The sequence below is a fragment of the Gelidibacter sediminis genome (assembly GCF_004364975.1).
In the GTDB taxonomy this organism is placed as follows: Bacteria; Bacteroidota; Bacteroidia; order Flavobacteriales; family Flavobacteriaceae; genus Gelidibacter; species Gelidibacter sediminis.
Genome location: NZ_SOBW01000008.1, coordinates 1436903 through 1453199, shown reverse-complemented (window position 1 = coordinate 1453199; position 16297 = coordinate 1436903). Strand labels below are relative to the sequence as shown.

Annotated in this window: 15 protein-coding genes; 8 read left to right on the top strand and 7 right to left on the bottom strand. The window is 35.0% G+C overall.

Annotated elements, in window-relative coordinates; translation table 11 throughout:
- Positions 1-224 precede the first annotated feature (224 nt).
- Together BXY82_RS12990 and BXY82_RS12985 are read right to left on the bottom strand one after the other, a co-directional pair.
- On the bottom strand, positions 225-986 hold the full coding sequence (locus BXY82_RS12990) for a LytR/AlgR family response regulator transcription factor (RefSeq protein ID WP_133758602.1): 762 nt from the start codon (positions 984-986) through the stop codon (positions 225-227).
- A gap of 3 nt (positions 987-989) precedes the next feature.
- Positions 990-3017 (bottom strand): histidine kinase, encoded by a 2028-nt coding sequence (locus tag BXY82_RS12985; protein WP_133758601.1) that lies wholly within the window; start codon positions 3015-3017, stop codon positions 990-992.
- Between the two features lie 224 nt (positions 3018-3241).
- Between BXY82_RS12985 and BXY82_RS12980 the strand changes: the two genes are divergently transcribed.
- The 8 genes from BXY82_RS12980 to BXY82_RS15655 all read left to right on the top strand — a co-directional run bounded on the left by BXY82_RS12980 (position 3242) and on the right by BXY82_RS15655 (position 9032).
- Positions 3242-4075, top strand: a complete 834-nt coding sequence (locus BXY82_RS12980) for a DUF4412 domain-containing protein (RefSeq protein WP_133758600.1) — start codon at positions 3242-3244, stop codon at positions 4073-4075.
- Positions 4076-4090: 15 nt separating this feature from the next.
- A complete protein-coding gene (locus tag BXY82_RS12975; RefSeq protein ID WP_243835813.1) occupies positions 4091-4561 on the top strand; it encodes a hypothetical protein in 471 nt (156 codons plus the stop codon).
- A gap of 31 nt (positions 4562-4592) precedes the next feature.
- On the top strand, positions 4593-5987 hold the full coding sequence (locus BXY82_RS12970; RefSeq protein ID WP_133758599.1) for a T9SS type A sorting domain-containing protein: 1395 nt from the start codon (positions 4593-4595) through the stop codon (positions 5985-5987).
- Positions 5988-6120: 133 nt separating this feature from the next.
- On the top strand, positions 6121-6819 hold the full coding sequence (locus BXY82_RS12965; protein ID WP_133758598.1) for a hypothetical protein: 699 nt from the start codon (positions 6121-6123) through the stop codon (positions 6817-6819).
- Positions 6820-6873: 54 nt separating this feature from the next.
- On the top strand, positions 6874-7473 hold the full coding sequence (locus tag BXY82_RS12960) for a hypothetical protein (protein ID WP_166643301.1): 600 nt from the start codon (positions 6874-6876) through the stop codon (positions 7471-7473).
- Positions 7474-7805: 332 nt separating this feature from the next.
- On the top strand, positions 7806-8072 hold the full coding sequence (locus BXY82_RS12955; RefSeq protein WP_133758596.1) for a hypothetical protein: 267 nt from the start codon (positions 7806-7808) through the stop codon (positions 8070-8072).
- Position 8073: 1 nt separating this feature from the next.
- Entirely contained in the window at positions 8074-8229 is a 156-nt protein-coding gene (locus BXY82_RS15480; RefSeq protein WP_166643300.1) for a hypothetical protein, read from the top strand.
- A 560-nt stretch (positions 8230-8789) separates the two neighbouring features.
- Positions 8790-9032, top strand: coding sequence for a T9SS type A sorting domain-containing protein (locus BXY82_RS15655; RefSeq protein WP_317128586.1), 243 nt, complete (start codon positions 8790-8792; stop codon positions 9030-9032).
- 489 nt (positions 9033-9521) lie between these two features.
- On the opposite strand, the gene BXY82_RS15610 is transcribed toward BXY82_RS15655, so the two are convergent.
- The 5 genes from BXY82_RS15610 to BXY82_RS12925 all read right to left on the bottom strand — a co-directional run bounded on the left by BXY82_RS15610 (position 9522) and on the right by BXY82_RS12925 (position 16164).
- The gene (locus tag BXY82_RS15610) at positions 9522-9752 is read right to left on the bottom strand and encodes a DUF6095 family protein (RefSeq protein ID WP_133758595.1); all 231 of its coding nucleotides are present in this window, start codon (positions 9750-9752) and stop codon (positions 9522-9524) included.
- Between the two features lie 218 nt (positions 9753-9970).
- Positions 9971-10783, bottom strand: coding sequence for a DUF4249 domain-containing protein (locus BXY82_RS12940; protein WP_133758594.1), 813 nt, complete (start codon positions 10781-10783; stop codon positions 9971-9973).
- 2 nt (positions 10784-10785) lie between these two features.
- Entirely contained in the window at positions 10786-13161 is a 2376-nt protein-coding gene (locus BXY82_RS12935) for a TonB-dependent receptor (protein WP_133758593.1), read from the bottom strand.
- 108 nt (positions 13162-13269) lie between these two features.
- The gene (locus BXY82_RS12930; protein WP_133758592.1) at positions 13270-15495 is read right to left on the bottom strand and encodes an NADP-dependent isocitrate dehydrogenase; all 2226 of its coding nucleotides are present in this window, start codon (positions 15493-15495) and stop codon (positions 13270-13272) included.
- Between the two features lie 96 nt (positions 15496-15591).
- Complete coding sequence (locus BXY82_RS12925) at positions 15592-16164, bottom strand: pentapeptide repeat-containing protein (protein WP_133758591.1); 573 nt, start codon at positions 16162-16164, stop codon at positions 15592-15594.
- Positions 16165-16297: the final 133 nt, after the last annotated feature.

The window sequence follows — 16297 nt, the reverse complement described above, 5'->3', positions numbered from 1 at the left end:
GCCCGTTTGCGCCGATGGTACTGCACCTCGTGGGAGAGTAGGACATCGCCTTTTTTAGAGAATCCCCAACATTTATTTGTTGGGGATTTTTTTTGCTTTATGCTTTTCAAATGATATGATAATAAGCCTTCACTCTCTATGTTTTTTAAGTGAAATCACATTTAATCAATTTGTATGTTATTGTGCTTTTTGAAGTGATTTTTTTGAATAATGATAAAAATTTTTCATTGCCCAAATCTCAGCATAGATTCCAAGATATTGTTAATTTCATTTCGTTTTTGCCTTGAAACTGGGATTTCTTTTTTATCGTTCATAAGTACTGTTCCTCCATCTTGTTTAAGAATGGCTTTAACATATTGTGGATTGATTAAATGCGATTGATGTACACGTAAAAAACCATAATCACAAAGCATTTTTTCTATTTCTTTAAGGGTTTTACATATAAGTAGATTATTTTCATTTACTAAAAAAAAATAAGTATAGTTGTTATCTGATTCACAACGTACAATATTTTTTATGTCCACAATATGGTAGCCTACTGCTGTCGGCAATGCAATTCTAGAAGCATTAATTTCCGGGCTGTTTATATTATTATGTAATAATTGCCATTGTTCTATAGTGGTCTTTTTGCGTCGTTTTTCCCAGCCGGATAGTGCCTTTACGATGCTTTTCTCTGTTATAGGCTTTAGCAAGTAGTTAATGGCACTATACTCAAAGGCGCGAATGGCATATTGGTCATAAGCTGTTGTAAAAATAATGTCAAAATCTATGGGTAATATTTTATCCAACAAAGCAAAACCATTAAGATTGGGCATTTCGATATCTAAAAATAGAAGGTCTAGTGGATTAGTTTTAATAAACTTCAAACCTGATTCTGGGTTGCTAAATGTTCCGATAATTTCATAGTCAGTATGTACTTTTTTTATAAGACTTGTCAGAACGTTTATGCAATGTGTTTCATCATCTATAATTATAATTTTTTTCATTGTCTAATCGTTATAAGTTATTGTTATGCGCGTTCCAGAAGGTTTACCGTTATCTTCCAAGTCCAAAATGCTGAGTTGCATTTGGGTATGACTTACATGGTTGTAAAGTGTTAACCGTTCCTTTGTAATATTGGTTCCAGCAGATTGATGTGTTTTTTTTGTCTTACTACTTTCTTTTCGTCCAATTCCATTATCTTCAATAATAATTTGCAGTTGTTTGGAAGTGTCAAACACCAAGGTAAGTTTTTTTTCAGGTTTATTACTCGGATAAAGCCCATGCCATATGGCATTCTCTACGAAAGGTTGTAACAATAAGGGTGGTATGTTATATTGTGATAGTATTTCACGGGAATCACATTGGATGACATAGGAAAAATTATTCCCTAACCTTCTTTTTTCTAGAGAAAGGTATAGTTCTAATATTTCAAGTTCATCTTCTACGGTAATACTGTTTTTACTGCTATTTTGCAATATGTTACGAAGCAATAATGAAAAATTATCCAAATAGCTAATTGCATCTTCCTCTCGTGACTGCATGACTAAATTTTTAAGAGCATTTAAGCTATTGAATATAAAATGTGGGTTCATTTGCGAGCGTAATGCCAACATTTTCATGTTTCGTAAACGTTCATTAAACGATTTATTTAGTTGTTCTTCTTTTTGTTTTTCAATTTTAGAATAGACCTGTACCAGTTCTTTAGTTTTTTGGTTGATTTGTTTATCCAATTCTTTGCGCATGTTGCTTTCCATAATCTTGTTGCGCTGTAATTGCTCAATCAATTTTTGACTCGTCTTTTCTTTATCTTTTTGCACCAGAAACATACTTTCTCCTAAAGCTATTGAAAAACACAGTACTTCGCCCAAAAGCCCCCCCATAAAGATGACGTTTTGCGAGTATGGGAAACTAAAAATGCCATTGGGTACTTGGTATAAGCCACTGTAGTAAACAATGGATGAAAGAGCAGAACCTATGAAAAAAAGACTCTGTCCCACAACAAAATATTTGAGTAATGGATGTTTTACCTTGTAAATTATCCAGAAAAACAAGAATAGATTAAGAGGTAAAACAATGACTCGTATTATTATAGATGCTATTCTTCTAACATCCATATCAACCCAAACAAGATTAAACCCAAACCATAATATGGCATAAGTGAAGCAAATAATAGCAAATATTGTTAATGTTTTGGCCAGTTTACGGTCAAACATTTTTACTGTAAGCAAATGCAGTATAAACAAAATATAAAAACCAATAAAGATAAATTGTGCCGATTCCGAAATCAGGTTTGAAAAATAAGGAAAGTGAACCGCAAAGTTTGCTATGGTGGCTGGTGTAGTTTGTAAGACCAATAGCGCATAAATAATTTGAAAAAACAGATAGCCAAAGTAGTAGATATAAATTCGTTTCTGCAATCGAAAATAAAATACTAATACAAAAAAAGCAATACAGCACATCGAAATCAAATAGACGTAGATAAATGCTATGGGTGGGCCATGAATTTTTTGCAAATTGTTCGTAAACTCCAGATGTCCAATTTTTGAGTACAAAATGGGAGCGGTAAATCTTGTGCTTTTATAATTAGTACTCAATTTAATATAACATTGCGATTGTTGCAATGGTGAAAGTTTAAGTTCGGTAAAAAAGTACGATTTAGGTTCAGGGCGTTGGTTTAATGGTCTGAAGTAGCCATTTTTGTAATGTTTATACTCATCCTCTTTTTCAAGGTAAATATCGATGTAATGTCCATCGTAAAAAAGATAGGTTGAAAGTATCTCTTGAGTAGTATTTTTTAGTTTGAAACTCATCCAAACAGCTGTGTCTCTACTTGCCGTAAAAGTGGAGTCGTAAGCTTTCCAAGAAGTACTTTTTATAATATTATTAATCGAAACATCGCTAACGCTTTTTAAGGCTTGCACCTCTGGATTGCCAATAAGTTTGAAACTTGAGTCAATAGCATCAACCTTTATCTGGGCAGATAAGGTATAAAAAGTTAAAAGATAGAGAAGCGTAATGATAACCAGTTTCTTCATTTTGCCATATTTTTTTAAAAGCCAAAATCATCTATCCATTCAATTTTACACAATATAAAAAATGATTTTTACTCCTTTATACAAAATTTAGAATTTGGCTGTCTGAGTTTAGAATTTGGTTAGCCAAAGCTACTTTTTCCAAATTCTAAATGGAATCTGCCAAATTCTAAATACGTGTTTTTAAAACAACTATTGATGGTTAAGTTTGTTTCAAAACAATAATTATGAAAAGGTCAAGGTACATAATATTACTTTTGTTGGTGGTGGGTTTTACACAAACCTCAGAGGCTCAATTTTTAAAAAAACTCAAGAAAAGGATTGAAGAGAAGGTAGAACAGACTGTTGTAGAGAAAACTGCCGAAAAAGCCTCCGAAAAAGCTTCTAATTCTTTAGACAGAATTTTTGATGTTAACCTCAATAGTCCTCAGGCAAAGGGCAAAAAGGTAGATGCCAAAAATGTTCCAGATTCTTATCAATTTTCATATAAATACCAATTAAAGATGACTACTGCAAGCGGAGAGATGGACTTAGACTATTTTCTTGAGCCTGATGCCACATATATGGGCATGAAAATGAACGCTGGCGTACCGTTTTTTATGGTCATTGATGATGATGCAAATACTACTTTTATGTTTATGGAAAGCGGTGGCAATAAAGTGGTAACGGCAACTTCGATTGATATGGATGAAACTATGGATGATATTGAAGACATTGAATCTCCATCGCTGGAGGATTTTACCATAACAGACTTGCCCAACAAAACATTTTTGGGTTACGATTGCATAGGTAAAAAGTTTGAAAATGATGAGTATGCATTTGTATCCTACTTTACCGTAGATGCGCCCGTGAGTTTTGATCAAGTTTTCAAGTCTGAAATGGATCGTTATCCTGAACCCATAAAAGAACAATTTAAAAATTATAAGGGTGCACTTATGATGCATATGGAAATGATCGATAAAAAAAACAAAGGTAAAAAAAACACTTCGGGAACTATGGAGTGTGTGGCCATTGAAGCTGTAGATTATAAGTTTAGCACCAAAGATTATTTAAAACTATAAAATACGATTGACTATATGAAATCTTTTATCTATTCTATTGTTTTTATGCTCAGCATGTTTGGTACTACCGCTTTAGGGCAATCACTTTCAGGCAAACTTACTGTTGAAGGTTGGGGTAAAACCACCACATTGAAATCACAGGAACCAGTAGCTCTGTTCAAAAACTTTAGAGACGGCAAGCACAAAATCCTGTTCCGCTTTAAGAATATTTCGGGAAACGAGGGGTTAGTGCTCTTTCAAATGAAAACTACCATTACTTATAACGGAAAAGCCATTGGGAGCAGCAGCCGTAACGATTGGCCATGGTTACCAGGTGATATGTACGTGCCTATTGAAGCTTTCGATCTTATCCCGTTACTTCAAAAAGCAGCCAATAAAAACCAAGGAACACTTGCACCTGGAAATTATGAGATACAACTGGAAATGAAACCTGTAAAGATAAATTCAGAATCCATAAATACCACGTTTTCATTTAATGTAGGTTGATTTTTAGATTAGAATTAAAAACATTAAAATTATGAAAACAACTCTACACAATTTTACATTTTTTATAATTTTAACGCTATGCATTATACCATTCTCCAATGCACAAAGTTGGGAATATGTTGGAACGCCTGGGTTTTCAGGTGGAGGTGTAGATTATACTTCATTTGCTCTCAATAGTACCGATGAGCCTTATGTTGCTTTTTTGGATTCTTTACATTTGAATAAAGTCTCTGTGATGAAATTTAATGGGACTAATTGGGAAGCCGTGGGAGCACGAGGTTTTTCTACTAATCAGGCAGATTTTTGTTCCCTTGCTATCAATGATAGTGGGGAGCCTTACGTAGCTTTCCAAGACAGATCATTTCTCGCAAACCAAGCTACGGTGATGAAGTTTGATGGAACCAACTGGGTAAACGTTGGATCGCCTGGTTTTTCTGCAGGTGGTGCTTTTTCTGTTTCGTTAGCATTGAGTAACAGCGGAGTCCCTTATGTAGCTTACAGAGACCATGGTAATTTAACCAAGTTAACCGTTATGAAGTTTAATGGAGCTAATTGGGAGAATGTAGGGAGTCCTGGGTTCTCAGATGGTCAGGTAACCGATGTTTCCCTAAAGCTCAATGCTTCAGGGGTACTTTACGTGGCTTTTAAAGACTACGGAGGTGCCTACTCGGAAAGGGAGAGGATTACTGTAATGAAATTTAATGGCTCTAATTGGGAGACAGTAGGTATGCCTAGATTCTCGAATGATGAAGCAGATTATTGTACGCTTGCGTTTAGTAATACAGACGAACCTTATGTGGCTTTTACAGATAAAGCCAATCAATTTAAGGCTACTGTCATGAAATTTAATGGTAGCAATTGGGAAACGGTAGGTTTGGCTGGATTTTCTCCTGATAGGGCTTTTAATTTCTCACTCACATTTAGTAGTGTTGGAGTGCCATATTTAGCTTACATGGACAGAGATAATGAAGACAAGGCTACCGTGGTCAAATTTAATGGAACTAATTGGGAAACAGTTGGAAGCCATGGGTTTTCAGAAGGTAGGGCATTTCACTCATCTTTATTGCTAAACAGTAGTGACGAGCCTTATTTGGCAATTAGCGAAACGTCTTTAATAGGTTTATCCTACCGAAGAGCTTCGGTCATGAAATTCACAAACACCATGAGTGTACAAGACAACGAAGTTTCAAGGGTTTCTTTATATCCCAACCCAGCAAATGATTTGGTAACCTTAACAAATCTACCCTATGGAGAAACGGACATAAAAGTTTTTGACATTACGGGAAAAGAAGTGTTTTCAATCAACGCAAATACAGGAATAGAAACCATTGACACAACCAATTTTACCAACGGAATCTATCTTGTGCGCATTGGTCATAAGGAGAAAATAACCTATAAAAAATTGGTGATAAGCAATAAAGCTTAAGGCTGTCATCTTTAGGTGTGAGACACGAACAACGAAGCACTTTTCACAAATGATAACCTACAATTAAAAATGTTTCGTTTTTGACTGCTTTGAAGTTTACAATGACAATTCTAAAAATATTAAAAAACATACAATGAAACAACAATTATTTACATTTCTTGGTCTACTTTTATGTATTTTAGGGCATACACAAACCCATACTGGAAAGCTTGAAAACCCGTTAAAGAATATGCCCGAAATGGACATAGTACTTTGGCCTATGGGTATGGACAGCGCTGTAAACATTGGGAAATTGACCGCCAATGGAACTTTAGAATTTGATTTTCCGAAAAAAGAAGCATTTCATTCTACCAATGAGGATAAGCAGATTATAGTGAACGATTTTAAATATGCACTCCGCTTTAATTGTATTGGGCAGGGCGAGCCTATGTACCCAAATGTTATGGCAACTAGTATAAGTCCCATTTCGTTATGGTACAAAGAACGCTATGTGGGCGTGCTGTTTCCCGTTACCGACGAAGCCCTGGTGCACTGGTTGGAAGACGAAGCTTACAACAGTCCCGTAAAGGGCACATTTTACGATGTGGTTTACGTTGCTGAAGCTACTACATTTCAGACCGAGTGTGCTACCACATTTCAGTTTTCAGAAGAGACGGTAAACGCCAGCTACCACTATCAATTGGAACTGGAAGCAGGGTTGAATTTTATAGCCTATACCATTGAAGATATCCATAAAATGAATTCAAAAGTTATCTCCAATAAACCTAGTAAGGTTGTAGTTAAAAATGTTAAAGCAGAAGATGGTATTAAATGGATAGCAAAATATTTTTAACAATTGGAAACACCAAGATGAGATGAACATGTTAAATTTTAATACAGAAATGTTATGAGACCTTTTTTTTTAATACTAATATTCATCTTATTTGTGACAAGTTCATGCAAGCAATCTTCTGATAAGGAAAATAATGTGTTTGAAGAAAAGATTGATGCGCTCGAAAATTCCACTAAAGTTGGTTCTTGGCAACAAAATTTAATAACTACAGAAGCTTTGCAACTAGATCAACTAAAGGCTAAACTGCCTAAACAATTGGCAGGTTTGCCGTTAAGAAGTTCCGATTCGCCAGCACCGCAAACCGTTGTAGGAACTTATAGTTTAAGTACAGACCCTAATCATGAAACCGAAAACATTACAGTCCAAATTTTGGATGGTGCCGGAAATTATGGTTTTGGGCATGTCAATGCCGTCCATAAAATGATTTCTCTGGAGGTAAACAACAAGGGAGATAATAATTGGGCAAAAACCCAAGACCATCAAGGCGTTAGGATTTTACTAAAAGAAGAGCGTGTTAAAGATATCCAATTTTCGGAACTGCAATACCTCAAACAAAACCGTTTCCACATGACTTTAAATGGTAGGAGATATGATAGCAAAAAACTTTTACAGGCAAAAACCGATTTAGAAAAAATCGATTTTGTAAAGGATTGATGCCTTAAAATGGGTTCGGTAAAAGAATAAGCTATACAATTATATAAACGAAATAGAAGTCATATTACAAATTATGATCTTTGGCCTATAGAAACTAATTTGCGCAACAAGCCATTAATTGTAGGGCTGTTATTACAAATGGTTGAGGTAGCGTATTTGCTAGCGCTTTACTACAGGTACCGTTTACTATTTTACAATAGGCTACAAGTGTATATCAAGAAACCCCAAGTCCATCCACTGATGATAATGGCATTGTTTTCCTAAACATTGATGAGGGTACACCCATTTCTGGCGTATTTAACACCATTGATTGGATTAAATACGACCACTATTTGAATGTGCAGATAAATACAGGAGGCGGGCTTACCGATATGGGGAGGACGCAGTTTATGGCAGTGCTTTATGCTGTGCATGCACAAAATGCAGAAAGTGTAAGCAGTGTAACCACCTATTCTGTAGGTGATTTTGCTTACGGAGGCATTGTATTTTGGGTTGACGAAACAGGGCAACACGGACTGGGATGTGCAAAAGAAGACCAAAGCACGGGAGTAAGGTGGGCATGCCGGAACTTTTGGAAATACACGAGCATATGGCGATGACTTGTATGCTGGCAAAGCCAACACATCAATCATTATTGCGGCACAAGTAGCCATTGGCGATGATGGTAAAACCTATGCAGCTTGTATTTGTAATGAATTACAGATTACAGAAGACGGTAATACTTATGTCGATTGGTATTTACCTTTAAAAGAATAACTAAATTTGATGTATCAAAATATAGCAACCATTGATGCCAAGGCAACAACAAATGGAGGCAGCAGTTTTGTTAGTACCTCTTTTTGGAGTTCTACCGAGGACAGTAACAACTACGCTTGGTTCCAAGACTACCCAACTGGCAGCAACTTGTACGTCAGCTATAAGAACTACATACTTAGGATACGTGCTATTCGCGCTTTTTAACTAATTAATCGCCATTGTTAGTCGAATTTTTGCGAAAAAAGAGATTAGAGATAAACTTGCTTGAGCTGAGCGTAGTAATAACATAGACTTAAAAAACAATAAATATTAACACATGAAACATATGCTAACATTCATCATTGGCTTTGGGTGCTTATAGGCTCAAGCTCAAACCATCGAAAAATTTTCTATTGATAGTGGGGGTTAGACTACCTCAAACAACAATATAACTGTACTTTATACCATAGGCGAAGTAAACGTACAAGAACTCAATGCAGGTAACGTATTTATATCCGAAGGATTTATAAGTTCTTGGAGAAACCTTAAGCTTTGGTTATGAAGACTCTATTGGTAACCAATTGTTGTTGTACCCAAACCCTGCTAAAGATTTTGTAACTATTACCAATTTGCCTTATGGAGCACTACTAATGATAGTTTTTTATATAAATGGAAAAGTAATTATTTCAAAAATAGCAAATACTGAAACCGGAAGGATAGATACATCCAATTTTCCCAATAGCGTTTACTTTTTACGGTTTGACCACAATGGATATATTATTCATAAGAAATTGATTGTAAACAAATTGCAGTTGTTATTTTGAAAAATGATTTTACGAGATAACCTTAACTGCGTAAAAATAACCTCGTTTCAACTGTCTCGAACAACAACAGGAAAGTTGACATAAAAAAAAATAAACAAAAGATATGATTTACACAGTGCTTTTGTGTTGTTTTCTTTATAAACTCTTTAATGCGAAGTATTAGATCTCACAATCATATGTCGTAAAACGATTGCACTTTAATAATCCAATATAAGTTTTAATTTTAGATACATTTGTTTTTTTATATGATTTAAACAAGGTGGGCCTGAAGTAGGGGTCTACATGTCTGCTGGTGTTGTATACTCAAGTATTTGGTGAAAATTTAAATATATGGTAAAATATGGCACTCTTGAAGTATGATCTGTGGCAATCTAATCGTTGTTAAAGTAGAAAATGTGCTATAAGGAGAAAGAGAATAAGAACTATTGTGAAACTGTCAGTTAATAATTAATGTTCATATATCCTCAGAGTTAATTATAACTGGAGGATTTAGTCTTTAAATAAACTTTTCATGATGATAAAGATTCCTCGAAATAGAAAGAAAATGGCACCCAAACAGAGTGCAATGCCTATACAAAGAACCAAGATATATGTAGGTTTATCCTGGTTGCTAAACGCCATATACAGTATTGTGGGGCCAACAAACATCAGTAATAAACAAATTACCATATTTTGAACGCCTTTAAAAAGTAAGTTCTTGTCTGTTCTTTTAGTTTCCATGTGTTAGTAATTTTTCTTTGATCTATGCGTACACGCTATACTTTCTTATATGTCTAATTGATTAAGTATGGCAATATATGTTTGTCACAATTTTATTAATCAAAAATAATCATTTTTGTGCGTTGGATAGATAAATAAGGACGAAGCAATATATGTATTTACATCAAATAGTTATCCGAAACATGTAAGAAATACATAAATCTGACTTTAATCTTCATCTACTGTACCGTATATAGTACTTCAGATACTTCTGATAGTCGAAAATATCCCAAAGGATAATTTTCAGGATTTGTGGTATTAACGCAGTTCCCTCTTACTATAGTAGGTTGTGGCTCAAATTGTCCGCCCCCCGAATTGTTGTTTTGCTGTAATAAGATATACATATACTTGTAGAATCGTTCTGAAATACCGTAATTTTTGATAAGCACCTCATCTCCTGATTTTAAATCCTCTTCGGTATAGAAACCAAAAATGTCATTACCATTAGTAAACTTATCTTCATATACTGATAGAGAAGGGATAGCTGGTATATCGCTAATGAATTCAAATAGATAAAAGTTCTTTTCATCGACTGGATCGGTGTAGTATGCCTTTAACTCTATATCTTCTCCTGAAAAGCCACCTTCGTTGTTTTGTTCTATACGATTTATAGAAGCTACAGGTTTAAAAACTTCTGTTCCGACGTAATCTTCACCGTCATAAGTTATCTTAAGTGTATATTTAGCATTAAGTTGTGGAACAAAATTTTCATTTCTATAGAGACCAGTCATTCCAATTTCATAGAAATTATAGGTGCTGTTTTCGTTAATGATGGTTACGATAGCGCCATTTGCAGGTGGAATTTCAGAATCAAAATATGGGGCCGTCAAGGATAGTTTTATTGTTTGTACATTGCCAAGAGTTCCCTTAGTCCAATTGATGGATGCCTCAATAACTAATTTTGGAGCTGCAGTGTTTAGGTCAACTTCTATAGGATCTGTACATGAGGTATAACAAAAAAGTGTGCAGAGTATGGCTATAAACTTTCTCATGTTTAAAATTTAAAATTATAGGATATGGATGGGATAATCCCAAATAATGCCAATCTATTGGCTTCATTGACGCCTGTATTTCTATTTTCACTAAAGCTGATGGAGGCCGCATTTTTTCGTCCATAAATATTATATAAGCCAAAGACCCATTCACCTTTCCAATGTTTATTTGTATTAGATTTTGGAGTATAGTTTGCTGCAATATCCAGGCGGTGGTAACTAGGTAAACGGCTCGAATTGCGAGCTTCATAATTGGGAATGGTAATACCATTGTAAGAATATTGCCCATTTGGAAAGGTGGTGGGTTGGCCTGTTTGATAAATAAAAGTGCTGCTTAAACTCCACTTTTTATTCAACTCGTAGTTAGCAGTCAAGGATAAATCATGTGTTTTGTCGTAAGGTGTATCGTACCATTCACTATTATTGATTCCTGTTTCGACTCGTGTCCTTCCTGGCGTTTTTTGTTCTGATTTTGAAAGTGTATAAGCAATCCAGCCAGTCAATTTTCCCTCGTTTTTTCTAAATAAAAATTCTAATCCATATGCTCGGGCCTTACCATTTAAAATGACTTGCTCAATAGCATCATTTGCAATTAAGTTGGCACCGTCAATATAATCTATGCGGTTTTTAATGTCCTTATAGAATGTTTCAACTTCCAAAGAGTATTTGTTGTCAGTAAATGTCCTAAAATACCCTAGAGCCATTTGATCCAATAGCTGTGGTTTAATATATTTACCGCTAGGAGCCCAAACGTCTAAAGGGGTGGGAGAACTTGTGTTGGAGAGGAGGTGTAGGTATTGACTCATTCTGTTATAACTCGCTTTTATAGACGCATTATCATTTAATTGATAGGCTAGGGCTAACCGGGGCTCCAAGTTAACGAACGATTCTATAACGTCAGATCGATTGTAATTAATGGTGCCAATAGGTTCTGATGTTTCATAGATTTGAAAATCTTCATTGAATCTGACAGCTTGGTCATTATCATAAAGATTGAGCTCTGTTTGACCAAGACGATGAAATGTACTTAATCTCAATCCATAAGACATCGCGAATTTTGTGTTTAATTGGTGCTCAGCATCCACATATATAGCATTCTCAAAGGCATATTTTTTAATAAGATTATACGGATTAATACCAGAACTATCTGATGTGGGAGTTATTTCTCCAGGGTTAAAAGTGAGATACAAGCTATTGAATCCATAATCTAATTTAAAGGTTGTGCTGATATAATGTTTTAGATCATATTTGAGATTGAAATTTCTAATTCCTGATGTCCAGTCAAATTCAACAAAATTTAATGCCAGACCGTAATAATAATCAGAGTAAATTACTGATAAATTTGAAAATAGTTTATCAGAGTATAGATGATTCCATCTAAAATTTAAAACCGTATTTCCATAAGTGTTCTCAAAACTGTCAGAAATATTGAAGACATCACGACCAAAATAGCCGGAGAGATAGATGTTGTTATTTTTATTTATGTTATAACTGAGTTTTGTGTTCAAATCATAGAAATACGCCTTACTGTCAATATCAAATAAAGGTAGAAAGAGATGTGCATAACTGGAACGGCCACCCAATAAAAAGGAGCCCCTTCCTTTTGTGATTGGTCCTTCAGCTAAAAGTCGGCTTGAGACAATACCCAGATCGCCACTTAAATGGAATTTGTTGCTATTGCCTTCTTTTTGGTAGATATCTAAAACAGAAGATACACGTCCACCATATTTTGCGGGAATGCCGCCTTTATATAGTTTGAGGTCTTTAATGGCATCAGGATTAAACACAGAAAATAAACCGAAAAGGTGAGAAGAATTAAAAATTGTGGCTTCATCCAAAAGTATCAAATTTTGATCTGCTGCACCACCTCTAACGTTAAAGCCTGAAGAACCTTCACCGGCATTTGTTACGCCGGGTAGTAAGGTGATGGACTTTATGACGTCTACTTCTCCTAATACCACTGGCATCTGTTTTATCGTATTAATGGAGAGTGAATTGACACTCATTTGGGGTTTTCGGATATTTAACTTTTCTACATTCTCAGTGATTATTATTTCTTGTAAACTTTCAGTTGACTCAATCATTTGAAAGTTTAAGGTTCTATTCTTGGTAACGGTAATCGTGTCCAAAATACTATTATATCCGAGATAACTAATCTGAAATGTATAAGTGCCTTCTGTTAAGGTGATAGAGTAAAACCCATACTCATTCGTTACAGTTCCGGTTTGAACCTCTGGAAAGATAATATTGACCCCAATCAAAGTTTCATTACTGGCTTGATCCGAAATTTTACCACTGAGCGTGAATTTTTCCTGTGCAATTATAAATGCCGACTGGCATAAAAGAAAGCATAAGAAGACCTTTAATTTAATGGGCATTTGTTATTTTTCTTCAAAAATAGAAAAAGCCCCTCGATAAAAGGAGCTTTTTTAGTTAATTTGTTTAATATTTTTAATAAAACAGTAAACAATAAAATTTATTAAGGATTATTTATTATTGAGAATCGCGTTGAAGGTTGTACTAGGCCTCATTGCTTCAGTCGCCAAGGTTTCATTTGGCTCATAATATCCACCAATTGATACAGGTTTGCCTTGAACGCTGTTCAGTTCATCTACAATCGTATTTTCGTTGGATTTTAATGCCTCATATAGCACTTTAAACTCTTCTTGCAATTGCATATCCAAAGATTGGTTTGCGAGAGCTTCAGCCCAATACATTGCTAAATAAAAATGACTGCCTCGGTTATCTAATTCTCCAGCCTTACGAGAAGGCGATTTTCCATTATCCAATAATTTACCAGTAGCATCATCTAAAGTATCTGCTAAAATTTGAGCTTTTGGATTGTTATTTTTTTGCGCTAAATGTTCTAATGACACCGCTAAGGCTAAAAACTCGCCCAAAGAATCCCATCGTAAATGGTTTTCTTCAACAAATTGTTCAACATGTTTGGGTGCAGAACCTCCAGCACCAGTTTCAAACAATCCACCACCGTTCATTAAAGGTACAATAGAAAGCATTTTTGCACTAGTTCCTAATTCTAAAATTGGAAAAAGGTCTGTTAGATAATCGCGCAAAACATTTCCTGTTACAGAGATTGTATCTTTACCATCTTTAATACGTTCTAAAGTAAAGGTTGTTGCTTCTACTGGCGATAAAATTCTGATATCTAGCCCTTGAGTATCGTGATTAGGAAGATATTGGTTGACTTTTTTAATCAATTCGGCATCATGAGCCCTGTTTTTATCCAACCAAAAAACAGCTGGGGTATCAGATGCTTTCGCTCTTGTTACGGCTAATTTCACCCAATCCTGAATTGGTGCATCTTTAACTTGACACATTCTCCAAATGTCACCTTTTTCAACAGCATGTTCAATTATCGTTGCATCGACTGAATTAACAACGACAACCTTACCATCATTGGTCATCTCAAATGTTTTGTCATGAGAACCGTATTCTTCTGCTTTTTGGGCCATCAAGCCAACATTAGGGACAGTACCCATAGTGGAAGGATCAAATGCACCATGTTTTTTACAGAATTCAATAGTCGCTTCATATAGCCCCGCATAACTGCTGTCCGGAATAACGGCCAATGTATCTTGAGGTTTCCCTTGCGCATTCCACATTTTACCAGAAGTTCTGATCATTGCAGGCATAGAGGCATCAATAATGACATCACTAGGAACGTGTAGGTTAGTAATTCCCTTATCAGAATTTACCATGGCCAAATCAGGGCCATTAGCAATACCTTTTTTTATAGCCTCTTCAATTTCTTGACGCTTAGTCTCAGGAAGTTCCTTTAATTCGTCAAACAAATTCGCAAGACCGTTGCTTGGACTAAATCCAATTTGTTTAAATTCAGTTTCATAGGTGTCAAAAAGATCTTTAAAAAACACTTCAACTGCATGACCGAAAATAATTGGATCAGACACTTTCATCATGGTCGCCTTCAAATGCAATGAATAGAGTATGCCTTGATCTTGAGCTTCTTTTACAGTCTCTTTTAAAAAGGACATCAGTGCTTTTTTGCTCATTACAGAAGCATCTATAATCTCGCCTTGCAAGAGATTAACTTTATCTTTTAATACCTCTTCTTTACCATCTTTTCCAATAAACTTTATACTAACTGATTCAGCATTGTTAAGTGTCAATGATTTTTCCGTATGAAAGAAATCCCCCTGTGACATGGTCGCAACTTTAGTTTTTGAATTAGGAGACCATTCACCCATTGAATGAGGGTTCTTTTTGGCGTAATTTTTCACTGCTTTAGGAGCGCGTCTGTCTGAATTACCTTCACGTAAGACCGGGTTTACAGCACTTCCTTTTACTTTATCATAACGAGATCTAATGTCTTTATCCTTGTCAGTTTTAACATCATCAGGATAGTTTGGAACATTAAAACCGTGTGATCTTAATTCAGCAATAACCTCTTTTAATTGCGGTACAGAGGCACTAATGTTTGGTAACTTGATGATGTTTGCTTCTGGTTTTGTGGCTAGTTCACCTAATTCAGCCAATGCGTTTGGGACCTGTTGTTCTTCATTTAAAAAATCAGGAAATATGGCTAAAATACGACCAGCCAAAGAAATGTCTTTAGAAACAATATCGATATTTGATGATGCTGTAAAAGATTTTATAATAGGTAACAACGAGCGCGTAGCTAATGCAGGAGCTTCGTCAGTTTTTGTATAAATAATGGTAGAAGTTTTTGCCATAAGAATTTTGAAATTTTAATGTTTATGATTGGCCCCAAATTAGGCAGTGCAAATATACAAAATTGACATTAGCATATAAAATTGAATAGCCTCCAATTATATAATATCAATTTGATAGTGCTGCAATAGACCAAAGACGTTTTCCTTAGAGAATTTAGTATGTTTTACATTGTTGTGTTGAGGGTTGAGTATAAAATTTTCGGAAGTGCTTAAATCAGCTTTGCTAAGATTCGTATGATCAAAAATTGCATGTTTAAAATCGCAGCTCTCAAAGACGGAAGCCATCAAATTGGTTTCCGTGAAATTGGAATGGTTCAGATTACAATTGACAAACTTGGTTTCATTCAGTTTCAACCGGTAAAAGGAAGCGAATTGCATATGACAATTATTAAAGCTGAAGGACAATAAAAAAGAATTACAATCTTGAAACTGAACTCCGGTCAGTTTACAATCAATAAATTCGGCATCTCTGAATATGGTATTTTTAATATTGGCATTACTTAGATTACACGTGTCAAAAACACATTCTATAAAAGTTATGGATGAGAGGTCTGATCCCGTAAAATTACAATTTGTAAAAGTACAATAATCATATTCCGCTTTTTGTAGCGCCATATCTGAAAAATTCATGTTATTGAATTCGGTTGATTCTATAAGGGTTGGTGTCATATAGCTTAGTTGATAAGTTGATTGGGGGAAGTTAAGTCATAGATGATTAAAAAACAAAAGCCATAAACATATCAATTTTTTTAAATAAAACCCCAAAAGATATCATTTTATGTTTTATTATATTTATGTATAT